The organism is Acidovorax sp. LjRoot118 (assembly GCF_964253575.1).
In the GTDB taxonomy this organism is placed as follows: domain Bacteria; phylum Pseudomonadota; class Gammaproteobacteria; order Burkholderiales; family Burkholderiaceae_C; genus Acidovorax.
On the sequence record NZ_CAXURB020000001.1, the window covers coordinates 5007516 to 5027980 of the forward strand.

Sequence of the window (20465 nt, forward strand, 5' to 3'; positions counted from 1 at the left end):
AGCGCGCCCTACAGCAGGCCGCCGAAGAGATTGCCCAGCAGCTTGCGGATGGGCGCAGGCAGCCCCATCTCTTCCCACTCGCTGGCGCTGAACCAGCCGCCCTCCCCGGCCGCATCGCGTGCCACGGGCACCGTGAGCACCACGGGGTGCAGATGCAGGTCACGGTGCGTCAGCACGTGCATGAAGCCGCCCAGCCCCTCGGTCTGCCCCGGCGCCACAGGCACCGGCAGGTGCGCTAGGTGGTCGTGCAGGTGCGCCTCGTCGGCGAACACCGGCAGGCAGAACAGCCCGGCCCAGATGCCCGAATCGGGCCGGCGTTCCAGCCACACGCGGCCCTCGCTATCGCGCATCACCAGGAGCCACCACGATTCGGCCCGGCGCTTGAGCTTGCGCGTGCGCACGGGGTAGCGCTCGGCATCGCCGGCCTGCCCGGCCACGCAGATGTCCAGCAGCGGGCAGGGGAGGCAGTCGGGCGCGCGCGGGCTGCACAGCGAGGCGCCCAGGTCCATCAGGCCCTGGGTGTAGCGCGGCATGGCGTTGGCGAGGTCGTCCACGGGCAGCAGCGCCTCGGCATGGTCCCAGAGCAGGCGCTCATTCTTGACAACCGCCAGGTCGGCGTCGAAGCCCAGCACCCGCGTGAGCACACGGCGCACGTTGGCATCGAGGATGGGCGTGCGCTCGGCAAAGCAGAAGGAGGCAATCGCCCCGGCCGTCGAGCGGCCGATGCCCGGCAGGGTGGCCAGCACCTCGGCCGTGCGCGGGAAGGCGCCGCCGTGCAGGTTCGCCACGGCCTGGGCGCAGGCATGCAGGTTGCGCGCCCGGCTGTAATAACCGAGGCCGCTCCACAGGCCCATGACCTCGTCCTGCGGGGCCGCAGCCAGGGCTTGCACGTTGGGAAATTTTTCGAGGAAGCGGGCGTAGTAGCCCAACACGGTGCTCACCTGGGTCTGCTGCAGCATGATCTCGGACAGCCAGACCCGGTAGGGGTCGCGCGTGTTCTGCCAGGGCAGGTGGTTGCGCCCGGCCGACGCCTGCCAGCGCACCACGCGCTGGGCCACCCCATCCACCCGCGCGTTCATCAAAGCGGCAGGGCCACGTCCACGGGGGACTCTTCGGCGGCGGCCTGCTCGGCGTCCGGTGGCGCAATCAGCTGCGAGGTCAGCTCCTGCAGGCGGTGCTCCAGCTGGATGAGTTCACCCTCGCCCTGCTCGATCTCGGCGATGCGCTCCACCAAGCCGCTGGCGGCCTGCTGGATGCGGTCCACCGCCTCCATGCGGCGGGCGAAGCTGCGGCGCCGCTCGCGCAGTTGCGCATCGAGCTGCGCTGTGGCGGACTTGCTCCACAGCTCCAGGTCGTTGGCGGCGGACTCGTACACGGTGCGCAGGCGCATGGCCAGGGCACGCACCAGGCGCTCGGAAAACTCGGGCTGGGCCAGCTTGAGCGAGTTGCCCAGGCCCAGGTACTGCAGGTGGCTTTGCTCGATCTGCGACAGGTCGTGCGCAAAATGCTCCAGCTGCGGCGGCGGCGGCACCTGCAGCGAGAAACCGAACTCGGCGTTGAGCTGGCGGAAGGTGCCACCCAGCATGGCCTGGATCTCGGTGCCCGAGGCCTGGGCCTTGTCCAGCGTGCCGCGCAGCTTGTCGAAGGTCTGCACGTAGATCTTCTTCACGCCGAGCTTGAGGCCCTTTTGCTGCAGCAGTTGCGCCAGCTCGGCCAGTTCCACCTTGAGGGCCTTGGAGCCCAGTTGCTGGAACACATCGCGCAAGAGCTTCAGGTGCACGGCGCGCACGGCCTGGATCTTGGAGGCGGAGAGGTCGAACTCGTGCTGCTCCTGCTCGATGCGCTGGCGCATGGATTCGATGACCGATGCATTCTTGCCGCGCAGGCTGCGCAGCTCAGCCATCTGGTCGTCCAGGTCGCGCCGGCGGATGTTGATGACACGCGCCGTCTCGGCGCGCAGGCCGGCCACGCCCGTGGCCACGGCCGCCCGCAGGATGGCCTGGCGCTGGCCCATGATGCCCTTGGCCAGCACTTCTTCGAGCACGGGCAGGCCGCTGGTCTCCAGCAGCAGGTCGTCGGCGGTGATCTTGGCGACCAGGCCCTTCTGCGCGGAAACAGGCACCACCTTCTCCACCGCCACGCCCAGCATCTCGGCGGCCGTGCTGCGCTGGCGGTCCATCTGCGCCTGGATCTGTTCGGCGGAGTTGAGCGTGTCCCACAGGGTATCGATCTTGTTGAGCACGACCAGGCGGGCGTCCATGCTCTCGGCCGAGGTGGCCAGGTGCTCGCGCCAGATGGACAGGTCCGAGCGGGTCACCCCGGTGTCGGCGCTCAGGATGAACACCACCGCATGGGCCTGGGGAATCAGGTTCACGGTGAGCTCGGGCTCGGCCCCCACGGCGTTCAGGCCCGGAGTGTCCAATATCACCAGCCCCTGCTTGAGCAGGGGGTGGGGAATGTTGATGATGGCGTGGCGCCACATGGGCACCTCGACCAGGCCATTGGCATCGGGGATCGGGTTCTCGTCCACCAGATCGTCGTGCCAGAAACCCAGCGCGCGGGCGTTGTCCAGGCTCACGCGGCGCACTTCGGCCACCTTTTCGAGGGCCTTGGCGATCTGGTCGGCGTCGTTTACATCCAGCGGGATCTCGTGCCAGCGATCGGGCCGCATGCGCCATTCGGCCAGGCCGTGCATCTGCAGGCGTGTCTCGATGGGCAAGAGGCGCAGGCTGGGGGCGAACTCGGCGTCGTAGCCCAGCTCGGTGGGGCACATGGTGGTGCGCCCCGCGCTGGCGGGCATGATGCGTCGGCCATAGTCGGCGAAGAAAATCGCGTTGATCAACTCGGACTTGCCGCGCGAGAACTCGGCAACGAACGCAACCATCACCTTGTCGGTGCGGACCTGACTCTCCAGGCGCTGCAGTCGCTCCTGGACGGACGCGTCCATCAGCTCGTGGGAGGACATCCACTCGGCCAGCTGCTTGAGCTGCTGAGCGAACGCACGTCTCCACGCGCCATGCTGGTCAAACTGCTCGTTGAATGAAGGTCCCACTTTGCTCCCGGCGTTCGATAACGACTGTTTCTGAACAAACAAAATATAGCATCGACTGCGCGCCAGCCATAGCTGTGGATGGTGCTTATGTACCACCCCGGCCAGGCCGGGCCATTTTTACGCACAAGCGGCAACCGGCCGGCACGGTGCCTGCCCCTGTCATGCCCGCTGGCAGCGTGGGCAGAAATAGCTGCTGCGCTGGCCCTGGCGAAGCGCCTTGATGGGCGTGCCGCAGACCTTGCAGGGCGCGCCCTCGCGCCCGTACACGTTGGCATGGGCCTGGTAGCTGCCATAGGCGCCGTCGGCGTTGGAAAAATCCTTGAGCGTGCTGCCGCCCAACTCCACGGCACGCTCCAGCACCTGCCGTATGGCTGCATGCAGCCGTCCCATTCTGGCCGGGCCAATGCGTGCCGACGGTGTCTGCGGGCGAATACCCGACAGAAACAGTACCTCCGACGCATAGATGTTGCCGACCCCCACCACGACCTTGCCCCCGAGCAGCATCTGCTTAATGGGCACGCGGCTGGCCTTGATGCCGCGGCTGAAGGCATCCAGGGAGAAATCGTCGGACAGGGGCTCCATGCCGAGGCCGCCGAGCAGCTTGGCCGCCACCGGGTCGGCCTCGCCCGCTGCGTGCACCACCGCGCCGAAGCGACGGGGGTCGTGCAGGCGCAAGGTGCCCTGGGTGGTGACCAGGTCGAAATGGTCATGGGGCCCCGGCGGCGGCAGGCCCTGCGCAAACCGAAGGCTGCCGGACATGCCCAGGTGCACCAGCAGCACCCCCTGATCCAGGTCCACCAGCAGGTACTTGCCCCGGCGGCGCACGCCAGAGACACTGCGCCCGACCAAGGCACCGCCATCGCCCCCCAACGGCCAGCGCAGCGGCTTGCCCATGCGCACGGCGGTGACCTGGGCGCCAGCGATGGCCTGCGCAAAACTGCGCCGCGTTACTTCCACTTCGGGCAACTCAGGCATCCAAAGCCCTCACAAACAGGTTGTCATGCATGGATTATTATGGGTCGATGGTGCCTTCAAACTACTTTCGGTATGCCGTCCTGACACTTGCTCTTGCAGCAGTAACCACGGCAGGCCTTGCCCAGCAACCCGGCGTTGCGGCGCCACAGGCGGCCGAGCCGGCGCCCGATGATGCCCCCAGCAGCAACCCTGCGCTGGACGCAGAATTGTTCTATGAAATCCTCATGGGCGAGATCAATGCCCGCACCGGCGAGGCAGGCACAGGCTATGCCCTCATGCTGGAAGCGGCGCGGCGCACCAACAACCCCCAGCTTTACCAGCGGGCCGCCGACATGGCCTTGCAGGCACGCGCGGGCGACCACGCACTGTTAGCCGCCAAGGCCTGGCGCGAAGCCCAGCCGGACTCGCGCGAGGCCAACCGCTATGTGCTGCAGATACTGATCGCCCTGAACCGCATCGGCGAAACCCCGGAACTGCTGCGCCAGGAACTGGCCCAGGCCCCCGTCCAGGCCAAACCCGCCATCTTGGGCATCGTGCCCCAGATGTTCGCCCGTGCCAGCGACAAGCCACTGGCCGCCAAGGTGGTCGAGCAGGCCCTGGCAGACGAGCTGGCCAAGCCAGCCAATGCGGCAGCCGCGCACATTGCCATCGGGCGTGTGCGCCTGGCTGCCGGCGACAAGACCGGCGCGCTGGCCAGCGCCCGTGCCGCCCAGGACCTGGACCCCACCAGCGAAGGTCCCGCCCGGCTGGGCATGGAGCTGCAGGAAGAGAGCGTGCCCGAAGGGGAAGCGCTGGTGGCCCGTTATTTCGCCAGCCAGCCGCAGGCCACGCCTGAGATGCAGATGGCCTACTCGCGCGTACTGCTCGGCCAGCAGAAGTACGCCGAGGCCAAGGTCCAGCTCGAAGCCGTGACCCGCGCCAAGCCGGACCTGCCCGAGCCCTGGCTGGTGCTGGCCACGCTGCAGTTGCAGGACAACCGGCTGGACCTGTCCGAAACCTCGCTCAAACGCTTCCTGACGCTCATCGAGGGCCCGGACATCAACAGGGAAGCACGCCAGCGCAGCCTCAACCAGGCCTACCTCCTGTACGCGCAGATCGCCGAGAAGAAGGGCGATTTCGCGGGCGCCGAGGGCTGGCTGGCGCGCATCGAGAATTCGAGCGAGCTGTTCAGCGCGCAAAGCCGCCGCGCCTCACTGCTGGCCAAGCAAGGCAAGATCGCCGAGGCCCGCGCGTTGCTGCGCGCCCTGCCCGGCGTGACCGAGGACGACAAGCGCATGAAGCTGCTGGCCGAAGTACAGCTGCTGCGCGACCAGCGCCTGTTCAAGGAAGCCTACGAGGTTCAGACCGAGCTCGTGGCCCTGGCCCCGGAAGACGGCGAACTGCTGTACGACCAGGCCATGCTGGCCGAGAAGGTCGGCCAGTTCGACACCATGGAAAAACTGCTGCGCCAGATCATTGCGCGCCAGCCGGACTACCACCACGCCTACAACGCGCTGGGCTATTCGCTGGCCGAGCGCGGCCAGCGCCTGCCCGAGGCCCGGCAATTGATCGCCAAGGCCCTGGAGCTGGCACCGGGCGACCCCTTCATCACCGACAGCCTGGGCTGGGTGGAGTTCCGCATGGGCAACAAGGCCAAGGCGCGCAGCCTGCTCGAAACCGCGTTCAAGTCCCGGCCCGACGCCGAGATCGCCGCCCACCTGGGTGAAGTGGTCTGGAGCATGGGCGAGCGCGACAAGGCCCTGGGCATCTGGCGCGAAGGCCTGCGCCTGAACCCCGAAAACGACAGCCTCAAGGACACCTTGAAGCGCCTGGGGGCGAAGCCCTGATGCGGCTCCTTGCCGGCAATGGCAACCCCTTTGCGCTGCGCCAATGGATGGCATGGCTGGCCCTGGCCTGCACGCTGTGGCTCACAGGCTGCGCCCAGCCGCCCCGGGCGGCCGAGTCCGGCACCGCATCGTGGTCGGGCCGCCTGTCGCTGCAGGTGGAAGGCCAGGCATCGCAATCGTTCTCCTCGCTGTTCGACCTGCAGGGCAATCCCGACAAGGGCGAGCTGGTGCTCACCAGCCCGCTGGGCAACACGCTGGCGCGGCTGCAGTGGGAAGCGGGGCGCGCGCAGCTCACCACCGGGCAGGAAACCCGCGAGTCCACCTCGCTCGACGAATTGCTGCGCCAGGCCACCGGCACGGCCATCCCGGTTGCTGCCATCTTCGAATGGCTCAATGGCAACCAGGCCACCGCCACCGGCTGGCAGGCCGACCTCTCGGGCAGCGCCGGCGGCCGGCTGGTGGCCCGGCGCCACGACCCCGCACCCGAAGCCACGCTGCGCATCGCCTTCAGCCGCTGAGCCGCCCCCTGCCCCCTTTTTTCCATGCACGCGCTGTACGACGTACCGGCTCCGGCCAAGCTCAATCTGTTTCTGCACATCACAGGGCGGCGCGCCGATGGCTACCACCTGCTGCAGTCGGTGTTCATGCTCATCGACTGGTGCGACACCCTGCACTTCGAGCGCCGCGCAGGCGGCGCCCTGAGCCGCGAAGACCTGGGCCCGGCCCTGCCCGAGATGGACCTGGTGCTGCGCGCAGCGCACGCCCTGCAGGCGGCCACGGGCTGCACCGAGGGCGCGCACATCGGCATCACCAAGCGCATCCCCGCGCAGGCCGGCATGGGCGGGGGCTCGTCGGACGCAGCCAGCACGCTGCTGGCCCTGAACCGGCTGTGGGGCCTGAACCTGTCGCGCCAGGCGCTGCAGAAGATCGGCCTGGCCCTTGGCGCAGACGTTCCGTTTTTTTTATGCGGCACGAACGCTTTTGTCGAAGGAATTGGTGAGACAATCACGCCGCTTGAGAATGCACAGCAACTTCCGCAAGCACGCTTCGCGGTCGTCAAGCCCGCAGCAGGATTGGAGACAAAAGCAATTTTTTCTTCGTCGAGTTTGAAACGTGATTCTGGCTGTGCTACAATCTTAGGCTTTGCTGCAACACACTTTGACTTCGGTCGAAACGATCTGCAGCCAGTTGCCGAGGCACTGTGCCCCGATGTTACGCAAGCCCTTTCGTGGCTTTCGCAGCGCGGGATGCGACCCAGGATGACAGGCTCAGGAAGTGCTGTGTTTGCACAAATGCCACATGCGATGGATCTTCAAGGCGCCCCCGGCGACTGGCAGATCAAGGCATGTGACAATTTGATGGTTCATCCTCTGGCAGGGTGGGCATCAGACGAGAATTTCGGTTAGCTGCTTTCAGCAGTTGACCCGTGTAGGGGAGTCGCCAAGCTGGTTAAGGCACCGGATTTTGATTCCGGCATGCGAAGGTTCGAATCCTTCTTCCCCTGCCAAATATCTACTCGCGTAGTACGGGCTTTTTTTTCAGACCGCTGGGACGCTCATGCAAGGCAATCAACCCGACTTCATGGTATTCACCGGCAATGCCAATCCTGGCATGGCAGCTGAAATTGCCCAACACCTCGGGACCACCCTCGGCGCTGCCGATGTGGGCCGGTTCTCAGACGGTGAAGTGACCGTCGAGATCAAGCAGAACGTGCGTGCGCGCGATGTGTTCGTGGTGCAGTCCACCTGCGCCCCGACCAACGAAAACCTGATGGAACTGCTGATCATGGTCGATGCGCTCAAGCGTGCATCGGCAGAGCGCATCAGCGCCGTGATACCCTACTTCGGCTACGCCCGCCAGGACCGCCGCCCCCGCTCGTCGCGCGTGCCCATCACCGCCAAGGTGGTGGCCAACATGCTGCAGGCCGTGGGTGTGGCCCGCGTGCTGACCATGGACCTGCATGCCGACCAGATCCAGGGTTTCTTCGACATCCCGGTGGACAACATCTACGCATCGCCCGTGCTGCTGGGCGACCTGCGCCAGAAGAATTACGAAGACCTGATCGTGGTCTCGCCCGATGTCGGCGGCGTGGTGCGCGCCCGTGCGCTGGCCAAACAGCTCAACTGCGATCTGGCCATCATCGACAAGCGCCGCCCCAAGGCCAACGTGTCCGAAGTCATGCACGTGATCGGCGAGATCGAAGGCCGCAACTGCGTGATCATGGATGACATGATCGACACCGCCGGCACGCTGGTGAAGGCCGCCGAGGTGCTCAAGGAGCGTGGCGCCAAGAAGGTGTACGCCTACTGCACGCACCCCATTTTCTCGGGTCCCGCCATCGAACGCATCGCCAAGGGCTCGGCCCTTGATGAAGTGGTGGTGACCAACACGATTCCCTTGAACGACAACGCCAAGGGATGCGCAAAAATCCGCCAGCTCTCCGTGGCCCCGCTGATCGCCGAAACGATCCAGCGCATTGCCAAGGGCGAGTCGGTGATGAGTCTGTTCTCGGACCAGGACAACCTGTTCTGACATGCCCCGGGGCTCGCAAGAGGCCCTCGGCTTTGCAAGATGGTTGACATCAAGCCTCCTTCGGGAGGCTTGTCCGTTGGTTTGGGAACGCAATGTGGCCTGCCCACCCCCTGGGGCAAAGCAGGCCTTTTTAAAACAGGGCAAGACTGGTCGCGGTCTGTCCTTTTCAGGAGCTAGTTATGAACTTCGTCGCTTTTGAGCGCGCCAAGCAAGGTACGGGTGCGAGCCGCCGTCTGCGCAATTCGGGCAAGACGCCTGGCATCGTCTACGGCGGTACTGCCGAACCCCAACTGATCGAGATCGACCACAACGCACTGTGGCACGCCCTCAAGAAGGAAGCCTTCCACTCCAGCGTGCTGGACATGGAAGTGGCCGGCGCCACCAGCAAGGTTCTGCTGCGTGACGTGCAATACCACCCCTACAAGCAACTCGTGCTGCACATCGACTTCCAGCGTGTGGATGCCAAGACCAAGCTGCACATGAAGGTGCCACTGCACTACAGCGGCGCTGAAGAGTCCAAGGCTGTCAAGGTCGACAACTGCCTGGTGAACCCCGTCGTGAACGAACTCGACGTGACCTGCATGCCTTCGGACCTGCCTGAGTTCATCGCCGTGGACCTGTCCACGCTCGAAAAGGGTGCTTCGCTGCACCTCAAGAGCATCAAGCTGCCAAAGGGCGTGACCCCCGTGATCCGCGGTGGCCAGAACAATCCCGTGCTGGTCTCCGTGACCAACCCGGTCGTGGTTGTCGAGACGCCTGTGGAAGCCGCTCCTGCAGCGGATGCCAAGGGCAAGGGCAAGGGCAAGAAGTAATTCTTGGCTTTTTCCTGTCCGGATCAGCGTTGCCCTGGTGGCGCTGCTTCCAGCAACAAGAACGGCTCACTTCGGTGGGCCGTTTTTGTTTTGTGCTTCTGCTTGGGTTGGTTAGTTGGTTGCAGTGGTTGCAGTGGTTGCACTGTGCCTGGATTGAGGGCGGAGGCCGGGATGTGCGCCCGGCGGCGCACCCACCTTCTTTTGCGTCGCCAAAAGAAGGTGGGCCAAGAAAAGGCGACCCCCAGTCTGCGTCCCTGCGCTTCGCTACGGGCAACCTGCGATGCTCGGTCCTGGGGTGGTGCCGCAGAACTCGCTGCGTTCTTCGAACTCCGCTCAAACAGCTGCGGCAAGCCAGATCACGAAGTGCGTGTGTCCTACGGCACACGCACCCACCCCAGGCCCTGCGCTTCTCGGCGCAGCCAGCAGGGGTGGGGAGCGGGGACAAACACGGCTGCTGCTTCGCAGCTGCGCCGGGTGTCGGTTACGCGCTGCGCGCTGCCGACGTGTTCGGTGAGCGCTCTGGCGAGCCGAGCGCAGCGAAGGACCACAGGCCGAGCGAAGCAATGGCCCGACTGGAGCCCGTTCCCACCCCCTTCTGACCGTGCCGAGAAGCGCAGGGCCTGGGGTGGGCGCGTGCCGAAGGACACGCGCATCGTCATCTGGCTCGCCGAAGCTGTTTGACCGGAGCTGCCTCGCAGAGGGAGCGCAGGAAGTTCTTCGGCGTCACCCCAGGACCGAGCATCGCAGGCTGCCCCGCTCGCCGCCAGGCGAGTGGGGACACGGGCAGCGGGGTCGCCTTTCTTTGGGGTACCTTTCTTTGGCGACTCAAAGAAAGGTACCTCGGCCGCCGGGCCGAGACCCGGCTCCCGCCCTCAACCACGGCACGCAGCAACTACAGTCAACAAAACCCACGCGGCAAGCCACCGATAATCCCCCCATGATCAAGCTGTTTGTAGGCCTGGGCAACCCAGGCCCCGATTACGAAGCCACCCGCCACAACGCCGGCTTCTGGTGGATCGACGCCCTCGCGCGCGAATTGAAGGTGAATCTGGTCCCGGAACGCTCCTACCACGGCCTGGCCGCCCGGGCCACCGTGCACGGTCAGAGCGTGTGGCTGCTGCAGCCCCAGACCTTCATGAACCTGTCGGGCAAGTCCGTGGCATCGCTCGCGCGCTTCTTCAAGATCGCGCCCGAAGAGGTCCTGGTGGTGCATGACGAACTCGACATCCCCCCGGGCCAGGTCAAGCTCAAGCGCGGCGGCAGCCATGCGGGGCACAACGGGCTGCGCGACATCCATGCGCAACTGGGCTCGGCAGACTACTGGCGCCTGCGCGTCGGCATCGGCCACCCAGGCGTGAAGTCGGAAGTGGCCAACTGGGTGCTCAAAAAACCTGCGCCCGACCAGCGCACGCTGATCGAGGACAGCATCACCCACTCGGTCAAGGCCTACCCGGCGATGCTGGCCGGCGAGATGGACAAGGCCACGCTGCTGATCCACACCGTCAAGCCGCCGCGCCCCAAGCCGCCCCGCCCGCCCGAGCTGGGCGCTGCCACCATCACCCCACCGGCTGCCGCCAAGCAGCCCGACGCAGCCAGCTGACAGATATCAGTTCTGGGCAGGGGCCTGCAACCGCTGGAACTTCTGCCACAGCGTCTCGCGGGTCTCCACGTGCTGCGGATTCACGGGGATGCAGGCCACGGGGCAGACCTGCACGCACTGGGGCTCGTCGAAATGCCCTACGCACTCGGTGCACTTGCGCGGATCAATCTCATAGATCTCCTGGCCCAGGTAGATCGCGTCGTTCGGGCATTCCGGCTCGCAGACGTCGCAGTTGATGCACTCGTCGGTGATCATCAGCGCCATGGCACGCCTCCCTGCACGCGGGGTGCGGTCACGACAAGAGGAGACAGTGCGCGCTTCATGGTGCACATTATCGTGGGTCCGGGCATGTACCTTGCGAGCCACACCACAACACAACACCGCCGGCGGGGTGTTTTTGCCGTTATGCTGTGTATACACATTAATTGTGACGCCAGGGAATTCACCGCCCAGGGCGCCACGCACAACCACCATTACCCACACGACACCCCACCATGGGACTGTTCTTTCTCAAGCGGTTCATCACGCTCCTGGCCACGCTGATCGGCGCCTCCATCGTCGTCTTCCTGGTGCTGGAGATCCTGCCTGGCAATGCGGCGCAGATGCTCATGGGGCCAGACGCCTCGCCCGAGGCCGTGGCGGCGCTGGCCACCAAGCTGGGGCTGGACCAGCCGGCCATGCAGCGCTACTGGGAGTGGGTCAGCGGCCTGGTGGTGGGCGACATGGGCAACAGCTACGCCTACAGCACGCCGGTGCTGGAACTGGTGCTCGAACGCCTGGCCCTCACCGTGCCGCTGGCGCTGATGGCCATGGTGATCACCACGGTGCTGGCGCTCATCGCGGGCGTGTACGCGGCCTCGCGCCACAACAAGGTGGGCGACGTGGGCGTGATGGGCCTGGCGCAGATCGGCATCGCCATCCCCAATTTCTGGTTCGCCATCCTGCTGATCCTGCTGTTCTCGGTCAAGCTGCAGTGGTTCTCGGCCGGGGGCTTCCCGGGGTGGACGGAAGATGCCGGCGGCAGCCCGCTCGACGCGCTCAAGGCCCTGCTGCTACCCGCCATCGCGCTGGCCGTGGTGCAGGCGGCCATTCTGGCGCGCATCACGCGCTCGGCCGTGCTCGAGGTGCTGCGCGAGGACTTCGTGCGCACGGCGCGCGCCAAAGGCCTTTCGCAGCGCGCCGCGCTCTGGGGCCATGTGCTGCGCAATGCCATGATCCCGGTGATCACAGTGATGGGGCTGCAGTTCGCCAACCTGCTGGCCGGCACCATCGTGGTGGAGAACGTGTTCTACCTGCCGGGCCTGGGGCGGCTGATCTTCCAGTCCATCTCCAACCGCGATCTGATCGTGGTGCGCAACTGCGTGATGCTGCTGGCGGCCATGGTGGTCATCGTGAACTTCGTGGTGGACATCCTCTACGCAGTGATCGATCCCCGCGTCAAAGCCAGCGATATCTGAACGACACCCCGAACCCCATGAGCGCCGTTCCTTCCACTCCTTCCACTCCTTCCATCCGGCCCGCCGGCACGCCGCCGCCCGGCTGGTGGCACCGCGCACTGCGCCACCGCAGCTTCGTCATCGGCGCCGTGCTGTCGCTGCTGCTGCTCGTCGCCGCCGGGCTCTCCCTGGTCTGGACCCCCTGGTCCCCTTACGAGATGGACCTGCCCGGCAAGCTGCAATCCCCCACCCTGGCCCACTGGCTGGGCACCGATGCCTTCGGGCGCGACGTGGCCTCGCTGCTGCTGGTAGGCGCGCGCAACTCCATCCTGGTGGGTGTGATCGCGGTCGGCATCGGCCTGTCCATCGGCACGGCGCTCGGTCTGCTGGCCGCAGCCAAGCGCGGCTGGGTGGAGGAGCTCATCATGCGGCTGGCGGACTTCACCTTCGCCTTCCCGGCCATCCTCTCGGCGATCATGATGACGGCGGTGTTCGGTGCGGGCATCGTCAACTCCATCATCGCCATCGGCATCTTCAACATACCGACCTTTGCGCGCGTCACGCGCGCCTCGGCCAACGCCGTGTGGTCGCGCGAGTACATCCTGGCCGCGCGCGCCTGCGGCAAGGGCAGCTGGCGCATCACCCTCGAACACGTGCTGCCCAACATCCTGTCGGTGCTGATCGTGCAGGCCACCATCCAGTTCGCCATCGCCATCCTGGCCGAGGCCGCCCTGTCCTACCTGGGACTGGGCACGCAGCCGCCCCAGCCTTCTTGGGGCCGCATGCTCAGCGAGGCGCAGACGCTGATGTTCCAGGCGCCGCTGCTGGCCGTGTGGCCGGGCCTGGCCATCGCCTTCGCCGTGCTGGGCCTGAACCTGCTGGGCGACGGCCTGCGCGATCTGCTGGACCCGCGCCTCTCTCGCAAACGATGAAGACGACCTTCTGCCATGCCCTTGCTTGAAGTCTCCAACCTGCAGATCCGCCTGCAGACCCACCGGGGCCCTGCCGACGCCGTGCGCGGCGTGAGTTTTGCCCTGGAGCGCGGCGAAACCCTGGGCCTGATCGGTGAATCGGGCTGCGGCAAGTCCATCACCGCCATGTCGCTCATGGGCCTGCTGCCCGACAGCGCCCAGGTCAGCGGCAGCATCCGTTTCGACGGCGAGGAGCTCGTGGGCCGCACGGATGCACAGATGTGCCGCATGCGCGGCAACCGCATCGGCATGGTGTTCCAGGAGCCCATGACGGCCCTGAACCCCGTGCACAGCATCGGCCGCCAGGTGGCCGAGCCGCTGCGCCTGCACCGCGGCATGGGTGCTGCGGACGCCCGCAAGGAGGCGATATCCCTGCTCGACCGCGTGGGCATCCCCAATGCGGCCCAGCGCTTCGATGCCTATCCGCACCAGTTCTCGGGCGGGCAGCGCCAGCGCATCACCATCGCCATGGCCCTGGCCTGCGGGCCCGACCTGCTGATTGCCGACGAGCCCACCACCGCACTGGACGTGACCATCCAGCAGCAGATCCTGGACCTCATCAGCGACCTGGTGGCCGAGCGCAACATGGCCCTGATCCTGATCTCGCACGACCTCGGCGTGATCTCGCAGAACGTGGACCGCATGATGGTCATGTACGGCGGCAGCGTGGTCGAGAGCGGCTCCACCGCTTCGGTGTTCTCGGCCATGGCACACCCCTACACGCGCGGCCTGTTCGCCGCCCGCCCGCACCTGGGCGCGGTGCATGCGCCGGGCCAGCGCCCGCGCCTGTCCACCATTGCCGGCACGGTGCCTGAACTGGTGGACCTGCCTGCCGGCTGTCCCTTTGCCGGCCGCTGCAGCTACACCGTGGATGCCTGCCACCATGAACGCCCCCCAGCCACCCTGGTGGCCACCGATGCCGATGGAGACCACGAGGTGCGCTGCCTGCGCCGCGACGCCATCGCCCAGGCGCTGAGCGCGCAGCAGGCAATCCAGGTCGTCGAGGTGGCCGCATGAGCAGCAACCAGCCCCAGGCACCGGCCAGCGCCGATACCGCCCTGCTCCAGGTCACGGACCTGGTGCGCGAATACACCCTGCCGCGCGAGCACCTCTTCAAGCCACGGGGCAAGGTGCATGCCGTCAACGGCGTGAGCTTTTCCATCGCCTCGGGCCGCAGCCTGGGCATCGTGGGCGAATCGGGCTCGGGCAAGTCCACCCTGGCGCGCACGGTCATGGCGCTCGATGCACCCACCGCCGGCACGGTGCACCTGCTCGGGCGCAACCTGCACACGCTGGCGCCGGCCGAGCTGCGCCAGGCGCGGCGCGACTTCCAGATGGTGTTCCAGGACCCCTATGGCTCGCTTGACCCGCGCCAGACGGTGGAGCGCATCGTCACCGAGCCGCTGCAGGCCCAGGGCGAGACCAGCCGCACAGAGCAGCGTGAGCAGGCCGGCCAGGTGCTCGCGCAGGTGGGCCTGCGCACCAACGACCTCGGGAAATACCCGCACGAGTTCTCGGGTGGGCAGCGCCAGCGCATCGCCATCGCACGCGCCCTCATCACGCGCCCGCGGCTCATCGTGGCCGACGAGCCGGTGAGCGCGCTCGACGTCTCGGTTCAGGCCCAGGTGCTCAACCTGATGCAGGACCTGCAGCAGCAGTTCGGCATCACCTACATGCTCATCAGCCACGACCTGGCAGTGGTCAACCACCTGTGTGACGAAGTGGTGGTGCTCTACCAGGGGCGCATCGTCGAGCGCGGCTCGCCGGCCGAGCTGTTTCGCAATGCGCAGCACCCCTATACCCGCTCGCTGGTGGGCGCCGTGCCCCAGGTGCAGCCCGGCCGCGCGCGTGCCCGACGCGCCGCTGCGGCCGCAGCCGCGAAAACCGCATAACCACAAGCGCCACCAATGGTGTACAAAGCTTCCGTGCTCCCCGGTAACAAATTGCACCGGGGTCTTCGTCAGTTTTTTGTCTGGAGAGTCCGAACATGCTGAACCGCCGTACCGTTCTTGCCACTGGCGCCATCGCCACCGTGCCCCTCGCCACCCCGTTCGGCGCCCTCGCCCAGGGCCGCAAGGACGCCGTGGTGCTGGCCATGACGCTGGAGCCGCCAGGGCTGGACCCGACGGCCGGCGCCGCCTCGGCCATCGCCGAGATAGTGCAGTACAACATCTTCGAGACGCTCACCAAGATCAATGCCGATGGCAGTGTCTCGCCGATGCTGGCCGAAAGCTGGGAAGTCTCGCCCGACCTCAAGACCTACACCTTCAAGCTGCGCCGCGGCGTCACCTTCCAGAACGGCGAGCCCTTCAACGCTGCCGCCGTGAAGTTCTCCTATGACCGCGCAGGCGGCGAGAAAAGCACCAACAAGGACAAGCGCACCTTCGCCAACCTCACCACGCAGGTGGTGGACGACTACACCGTGGTGCTGCTCAACAAGGACATCGACCCCGACCTGCTGTTCATCCTGGGCCAGGCCACGTCCATCATCGTCGAGCCCAAGAGCGCCGATGGCAATGCCACCAAGCCCGTGGGCACCGGCCCCTACCAGCTGAACGCATGGAACAAGGGCTCCTCCGTCGTGCTGGCAGCCTGGGCCGGTTTCCGCGCCCCGGCCAGCATCAAGATCAAGCGCGCCACGTTCCGCTTCATCTCCGATCCGGCCGCCCAGGTCGCCGCACTGCTGGCAGGCGATGTGGATGCCTTCCCGCGTGTCACGCCCCGCAGCGTGAGCCAGTTCAAGGCCAACCCGCGCTTCCAGGTGGTGGTCAGCGGCTCGCGCGCCAAGACCATCCTGGCCATCAACAACGGTAAGAAGCCGCTGGATGACGTGCGCGTGCGCCGCGCCATCGCTGCCGCTGTGGACCGCAAGGCCGTGATCGAAGGCGCGGCCGACGGCTATGGCGCGCCCATCGGCAGCCACTACGTGCCCGGCGCCTTCGGCTACGTGGACACCACGGGCGTGAACCCCTACGACGTGGAAAAGGCCAAGAAGCTGCTGGCCGAGGCCGGCGTGAAGACGCCGCTGGAGCTGACCATGACGCTGCCCCCCACCCCCTACGCGCGCCAGGGCGGCGAGGTGATTGCAGCGCAGTTGGCCAAGATCGGCATCGTCGCCAAGCTGCAGAACGTGGAATGGGCGCAGTGGCTCAGCGGCACCTACGGCAGCAAGAACTACGACCTGACCATCATCTCGCACGTGGAGCCGTTCGACCTGGGCAATTTCGCCAAGCCCGACTACTACTGGGCCTACAACTCGCCCAAGTTCAACGAGATCTTCAACCAGATCAAGAACGCTGCCCGCCCGGCCGACCGCTCGCGCCTGCTCGGCGACGCGCAGCGCCTGCTGGCGCAGGACTCCGTGCACGCCTTCCTGTACTCGAACCAGTGGATCACGGTGGCCAACAAGAACCTCAAGGGCCTTTGGAAAGACATGCCGGTGTTCGTGAACGACATCTCGTCACTTTCCTGGTCCTGAGAGACCGTAAGATGGTTGCCCGGTGGCACGCACTGCCCGGGCAACCCAGGCTTGGCAGGGGCTCGCAAGAGCCCCTGCTGCGCTCCGGGGCCTGGTGCCGTGCACCTCGCCTGCTTCATTTTTTGCTGACCGCTCCTGGCGTGCCTTCCCAGCCGCCCCGCGCCCTCCCCTCCTGCCCAGCCACCTGCCATGAGTGACCTCCACGACCTGCCCGCCCACGCCCTGCTCGCTGCCTACCGCCAGCGCACGCTGTCCCCCGTCGAGGTCACCGAGGCCGTGCTCAAACACATCGATGCGTGGGAGCCCCACATCAAGGCCACCTATCTGCTGCGCCCCGAGGCGGCGCTGGAGCAGGCCCGTGCGTCCGAGGCCCGCTGGAAGCGCGGCGAGCCCATGGGCCTGCTCGACGGCGTGCCCGCCACCATCAAGGAAAACATCGCCACCCGGGGTGACCCGTTGCCGGCCGGCACGGCCGCGGTGGACCTGGTGCCCGCCGCAGCCGATGCGCCCCCCGCCGCGCGCATGCGCGAAGCCGGTGCCGTCATCGTGTCCAAGACCACCATGCCCGACTACGGCATGCTCTCCTCGGGGCTGTCGAGCTTTCACCCGCTGGCGCGCAACCCCTGGGATTTGAGCAAGGGCCCGGGTGGCTCCAGCGCCGGCGGTGGCGCCGCCGCTGCAGCCGGCTATGGCCCGCTGCACATCGGCACCGACATCGGCGGCTCGCTGCGCCTGCCGGCCAGCTGGTGCGGCATCTTCAGCCTCAAGCCCAGCCTGGGCCGCATCCCCATCGACCCGCCCTATACCGGCCGCGCCGCCGGCCCCATGACGCGCACCGTGGCCGATGCCGCGCTGATGATGCAGGTGCTCAGCCAGCCCGATGCCCGCGACAGCATGGGCCTGCCCGCACAGGACATCGCCTGGAACCAGTTCGACCAGGGCAGCGAGCGCTTGCGCGGCCTGCGCATCGGCCTGCTGCTGGACGCTGGCTGCGGCCTGCCCGTGGAGCCCGAGGTGCGCGCCGCCGTGGAAAACGCCGCGCGCCTGATGGAGGCCGCCGGTGCCACCATCGTGCCCATGCAGCCCTTCATGACGCAGGCCATGCTCGACGGCATGGACCACTTCTGGCGCATGCGCTCCTTCACCGACCTGCAGGCCCTGCCTGCCGTGAGGCGCGAGAAGGTGCTGCCCTACATCCGCGCCTGGGCCGACAGCGCCGAAGGCATGTCGGGCACAGCGGTGTTCAACGCCAGCCAGCAGTTCCACCTCACCCGCGTGGCCGCCGTCAAGGCCTGCAACGCGTTCGACTACGTGATCTCGCCGGTGGCGCCCAACGTCGCCTTCCAGGCCGAGCTGCCCTCGCCCACCAACGACCCGCTGCGCCCGCTGGAGCACATCGGCTTTACCGTGCCATTCAACATGTCCGAGCAGCCGGCCGCATCGGTCAACTGCGGCTACACCGAAGCCGGCCTGCCCATCGGCCTGCAGATTGCGGGCGTGCGCTTCGACGACCTCGGGGTGCTGCAGGTTGCGCACGCCTTCGAGCTGATCCGCGCGCCCCAGCGCCCCTGGCCCCAGCCGCCCAAGGGTTGAGTCGCCATGGATGTCCTGATCCTGTCGATCCTCATCGCCAGCGGTGTCTACATGCTCAATGCCAAGGAGCAGCGCAAGCGCATTGCACTGCTGGGCAGCCACCTGGGCAACTACCAGATCGAGAAGCTCATGGAGGCGCTGACCGAGGGCTACCTGCGCGCCCTGGGTGAAAGCACCGACGAGCGGCGCAGCCAGATCTGGTCGCTGCTGGAGACCACCGAATCGCAGCTGGCCGAGCAGTTCGCGCGCTTCGCCGCCGATTTCTCCAAGGTGGATGAAGCCCAGGCCCGCGTGAGCCGCCTGGCGCTGGCGATTCCGTTTGCGCAGGCCATTCTGCCCGCCGCCACCTTCGACATGCGCCGCGCCCTGGCGATCCACGCGCGCGGCATCGCCAGCGTGGCGCAGAACAGCGAGCACCTGCAGCCCAAGGACAAGGCCTTCGCCATGACGGCCGAGCTGCTGCTCATGCAGCACACCTGCCACTGGTTCTGCAAATCCAAGACGATTGCCACGGCGCGCATGCTGGCGCGCCACAAGACGCCGCACGAGCAGCTTGTGGCCTCGGTGTCCGCCCCCACGCGCACCGCCTACCTCGCGCTCATCCACGGGAAATGAGTGACCGCAAGACGGGTTAGCTTCTTGCCCCGCACAATGCACCGATGCACACCGCCACCGACAGCCTGGGCAACCCCGTCACCCTGCACGACCCGAGCAGCCTTGCCGCCCTGAACGATTTCGTCGAGGGCTTCATCCGCTGCGAAGCGCGTGCCGTGAACGTGCTCGCGGCCGAGCAGGACGAGAGCGCCATCGTGCAGGCCTGCTGCGCTGCGCTGCACATGTTCGCCGAATCGGCCGATGCGCCGCGCAACGCACGCCCCTACCTGGCGCGCGCGCAGGCGGCGGCAGGCCAGGCGAGCGAGCGCGAGCAACGCTTCGTGGCAGCCGTGGCCGCCTGGGTCGATGGCGACCTGCCGCGCGCCATTGCACTGCACGAGGAACAGGCCCGGCTGCACCCGCGCGACCTGGCCTCGCTCAAGCTCGGGCAATACCACCTGTTCAACCGCGGCGACTCGCCGGGCATGCTGCGCATTGCGCTGGCCGCCCTGCCCGCTGCTGCCGAAGTGCCCTACCTGCACGGCATGCTGGCCTTTGGCTGGGAGCAGTGCCACCTGCTCGACCGCGCCGAAGCCTCGGCACGCCATGCGGTGGCCCTGTGCCGCAAGGAGCCCTGGGCCCACCACGCCCTGGCGCATGTGATGCTGACCCAGGGCCGCATCGCCGAGGGCACCGATTTCATGGCCAGCGTGAGCGACACCTGGACGGGACTGAACTCCTTCATGGTCACCCACAACTGGTGGCACCAGGCGCTGTTCCTGTTGGAGCAGGAGCGCCATGCCGAGGTGCTGGCGCTGTACGACCAGCAGGTGTGGGGCGTGGTCAAGGAGTACACGCAGGACCAGATCAACGCTGTCTCCCTGCTGGCCCGGCTGGAGCTGGCCGGCGTCGACGTGGGCGCGCGCTGGGCCGACGTGGCCGACCACCTCGCGCTGCGCCTGTCGGACCAGGTCATGCCCTTTCTGGACCTGCAGTACCTCTACGGGCTGGCGCGCGCCGGGCGTGTGGACGAAGCGCGCACGCTGCTGCAGCACATCGAGGCCCACGCCGCCAGCCGCACCGAGGCCCACGAGCGCAGGGTCTGGCAGCAGGTCTGCGTTCCCGCCGCCCACGGGCTGCTGGCGCACGCGTGCGGGGACTGGGCCACAGCGGCATGGCAACTGGTCCTGGCTCTGCCGCAACTGGTGGCCGTGGGCGGCAGCCATGCACAGCGCGACCTGTTCCACCAGATCTACCTCGACGCCCTGGCCCGAAGCGGCCAGTGGGCCACGCTGCAGAACCTGCTGCAGCCCCAGGCCAACGCGCAGCCTGAATCCCTGCGCCTGGCGCGGCAGCTGCGCGGGGTGTACGGCGCACTCGCCCTGGACGGCGCACTGGGCGGCATGTAGGACAAAACCGCCTGCCCTTGTAGCCGCCCATGCCACCCCCACGGCGCCACGCCGTTCACGGGGCAAACCCCTGCCTGCACAGGCCCGCTGCAGGCCAATCCGGTCCTAGAATGGGAGCGCACGGCACCCGTGGGGTGCAGTGCGCCCCTTCACCGGTTTGTCGTACCTTGCCCCACAACGCCCTTGC

18 protein-coding genes and 1 tRNA gene are annotated in these 20465 nt (G+C 67.0%); 15 read left to right on the forward strand and 4 right to left on the reverse strand.

Features of this window, described 5'->3' with window-relative positions; translation table 11 throughout:
• Positions 1-8: 8 nt before the first annotated feature.
• The 3 genes from mutY to mutM form a co-directional block, all read right to left on the reverse strand.
• A complete protein-coding gene (gene mutY / locus ACSQ9E_RS23550) occupies positions 9-1079 on the reverse strand; it encodes an A/G-specific adenine glycosylase (protein ID WP_436219338.1) in 1071 nt (356 codons plus the stop codon).
• Entirely contained in the window at positions 1079-3052 is a 1974-nt protein-coding gene (locus tag ACSQ9E_RS23555) for a dynamin family protein (protein WP_057205478.1), read from the reverse strand. The genes mutY and ACSQ9E_RS23555 overlap by 1 nt, the downstream gene beginning before the upstream one ends.
• A 159-nt stretch (positions 3053-3211) precedes the next feature.
• The gene (mutM, locus tag ACSQ9E_RS23560) at positions 3212-4027 is read right to left on the reverse strand and encodes a bifunctional DNA-formamidopyrimidine glycosylase/DNA-(apurinic or apyrimidinic site) lyase (protein WP_057205480.1); all 816 of its coding nucleotides are present in this window, start codon (positions 4025-4027) and stop codon (positions 3212-3214) included.
• Positions 4028-4056: 29 nt separating this feature from the next.
• On the opposite strand from mutM, the gene ACSQ9E_RS23565 reads away from it, so the two are divergent.
• The 7 genes from ACSQ9E_RS23565 (at position 4057) to pth (ending at position 10797) form a co-directional block, all read left to right on the forward strand.
• Entirely contained in the window at positions 4057-5853 is a 1797-nt protein-coding gene (locus ACSQ9E_RS23565; protein ID WP_436219339.1) for a tetratricopeptide repeat protein, read from the forward strand.
• Positions 5853-6371: a lipoprotein insertase outer membrane protein LolB gene (locus ACSQ9E_RS23570; RefSeq protein ID WP_428002348.1), complete on the forward strand. Its 519-nt coding sequence runs from the start codon at positions 5853-5855 to the stop codon at positions 6369-6371. The genes ACSQ9E_RS23565 and ACSQ9E_RS23570 overlap by 1 nt, the downstream gene beginning before the upstream one ends.
• A 24-nt stretch (positions 6372-6395) precedes the next feature.
• Positions 6396-7259 (forward strand): 4-(cytidine 5'-diphospho)-2-C-methyl-D-erythritol kinase, encoded by an 864-nt coding sequence (gene ispE / locus ACSQ9E_RS23575; protein WP_057205488.1) that lies wholly within the window; start codon positions 6396-6398, stop codon positions 7257-7259.
• Between the two features lie 24 nt (positions 7260-7283).
• Positions 7284-7360: transfer RNA gene (locus tag ACSQ9E_RS23580), tRNA-Gln, on the forward strand.
• A 50-nt stretch (positions 7361-7410) separates the two neighbouring features.
• Positions 7411-8385, forward strand: a complete 975-nt coding sequence (locus ACSQ9E_RS23585) for a ribose-phosphate pyrophosphokinase (RefSeq protein ID WP_057205491.1) — start codon at positions 7411-7413, stop codon at positions 8383-8385.
• 179 nt (positions 8386-8564) lie between these two features.
• Positions 8565-9197, forward strand: a complete 633-nt coding sequence (locus ACSQ9E_RS23590) for a 50S ribosomal protein L25/general stress protein Ctc (protein ID WP_057205494.1) — start codon at positions 8565-8567, stop codon at positions 9195-9197.
• Positions 9198-10134: 937 nt separating this feature from the next.
• Entirely contained in the window at positions 10135-10797 is a 663-nt protein-coding gene (pth, locus tag ACSQ9E_RS23595) for an aminoacyl-tRNA hydrolase (protein ID WP_436219340.1), read from the forward strand.
• 6 nt (positions 10798-10803) lie between these two features.
• Here pth and ACSQ9E_RS23600 read toward each other — a convergent pair whose 3' ends face one another.
• Complete coding sequence (locus tag ACSQ9E_RS23600; RefSeq protein WP_057204818.1) at positions 10804-11061, reverse strand: YfhL family 4Fe-4S dicluster ferredoxin; 258 nt, start codon at positions 11059-11061, stop codon at positions 10804-10806.
• 230 nt (positions 11062-11291) lie between these two features.
• On the opposite strand from ACSQ9E_RS23600, the gene ACSQ9E_RS23605 reads away from it, so the two are divergent.
• From ACSQ9E_RS23605 to ACSQ9E_RS23640, 8 genes are all read left to right on the forward strand, one after another.
• Positions 11292-12254 carry an ABC transporter permease gene (locus ACSQ9E_RS23605; RefSeq protein WP_057204820.1) on the forward strand — a complete coding sequence of 321 codons (963 nt, stop codon included), beginning with the start codon at positions 11292-11294 and terminating at the stop codon, positions 12252-12254.
• Positions 12255-12271: 17 nt separating this feature from the next.
• The gene (locus tag ACSQ9E_RS23610; RefSeq protein WP_436219341.1) at positions 12272-13165 is read left to right on the forward strand and encodes an ABC transporter permease; all 894 of its coding nucleotides are present in this window, start codon (positions 12272-12274) and stop codon (positions 13163-13165) included.
• A 15-nt stretch (positions 13166-13180) separates the two neighbouring features.
• A complete protein-coding gene (locus ACSQ9E_RS23615; protein ID WP_436219342.1) occupies positions 13181-14221 on the forward strand; it encodes an ABC transporter ATP-binding protein in 1041 nt (346 codons plus the stop codon).
• Positions 14218-15096, forward strand: a complete 879-nt coding sequence (locus ACSQ9E_RS23620; RefSeq protein ID WP_436219343.1) for an ATP-binding cassette domain-containing protein — start codon at positions 14218-14220, stop codon at positions 15094-15096. Before ACSQ9E_RS23615 ends, ACSQ9E_RS23620 begins: the two co-directional genes overlap by 4 nt.
• A gap of 95 nt (positions 15097-15191) precedes the next feature.
• Positions 15192-16682: an ABC transporter substrate-binding protein gene (locus ACSQ9E_RS23625; protein ID WP_057204827.1), complete on the forward strand. Its 1491-nt coding sequence runs from the start codon at positions 15192-15194 to the stop codon at positions 16680-16682.
• Between the two features lie 189 nt (positions 16683-16871).
• The gene (locus ACSQ9E_RS23630; protein WP_057204828.1) at positions 16872-18275 is read left to right on the forward strand and encodes an amidase; all 1404 of its coding nucleotides are present in this window, start codon (positions 16872-16874) and stop codon (positions 18273-18275) included.
• 6 nt (positions 18276-18281) lie between these two features.
• Positions 18282-18890, forward strand: a complete 609-nt coding sequence (locus tag ACSQ9E_RS23635) for a hypothetical protein (RefSeq protein WP_436219344.1) — start codon at positions 18282-18284, stop codon at positions 18888-18890.
• A gap of 44 nt (positions 18891-18934) precedes the next feature.
• Positions 18935-20278, forward strand: coding sequence for a tetratricopeptide repeat protein (locus ACSQ9E_RS23640; protein ID WP_436219345.1), 1344 nt, complete (start codon positions 18935-18937; stop codon positions 20276-20278).
• Positions 20279-20465 lie beyond the last annotated feature (187 nt).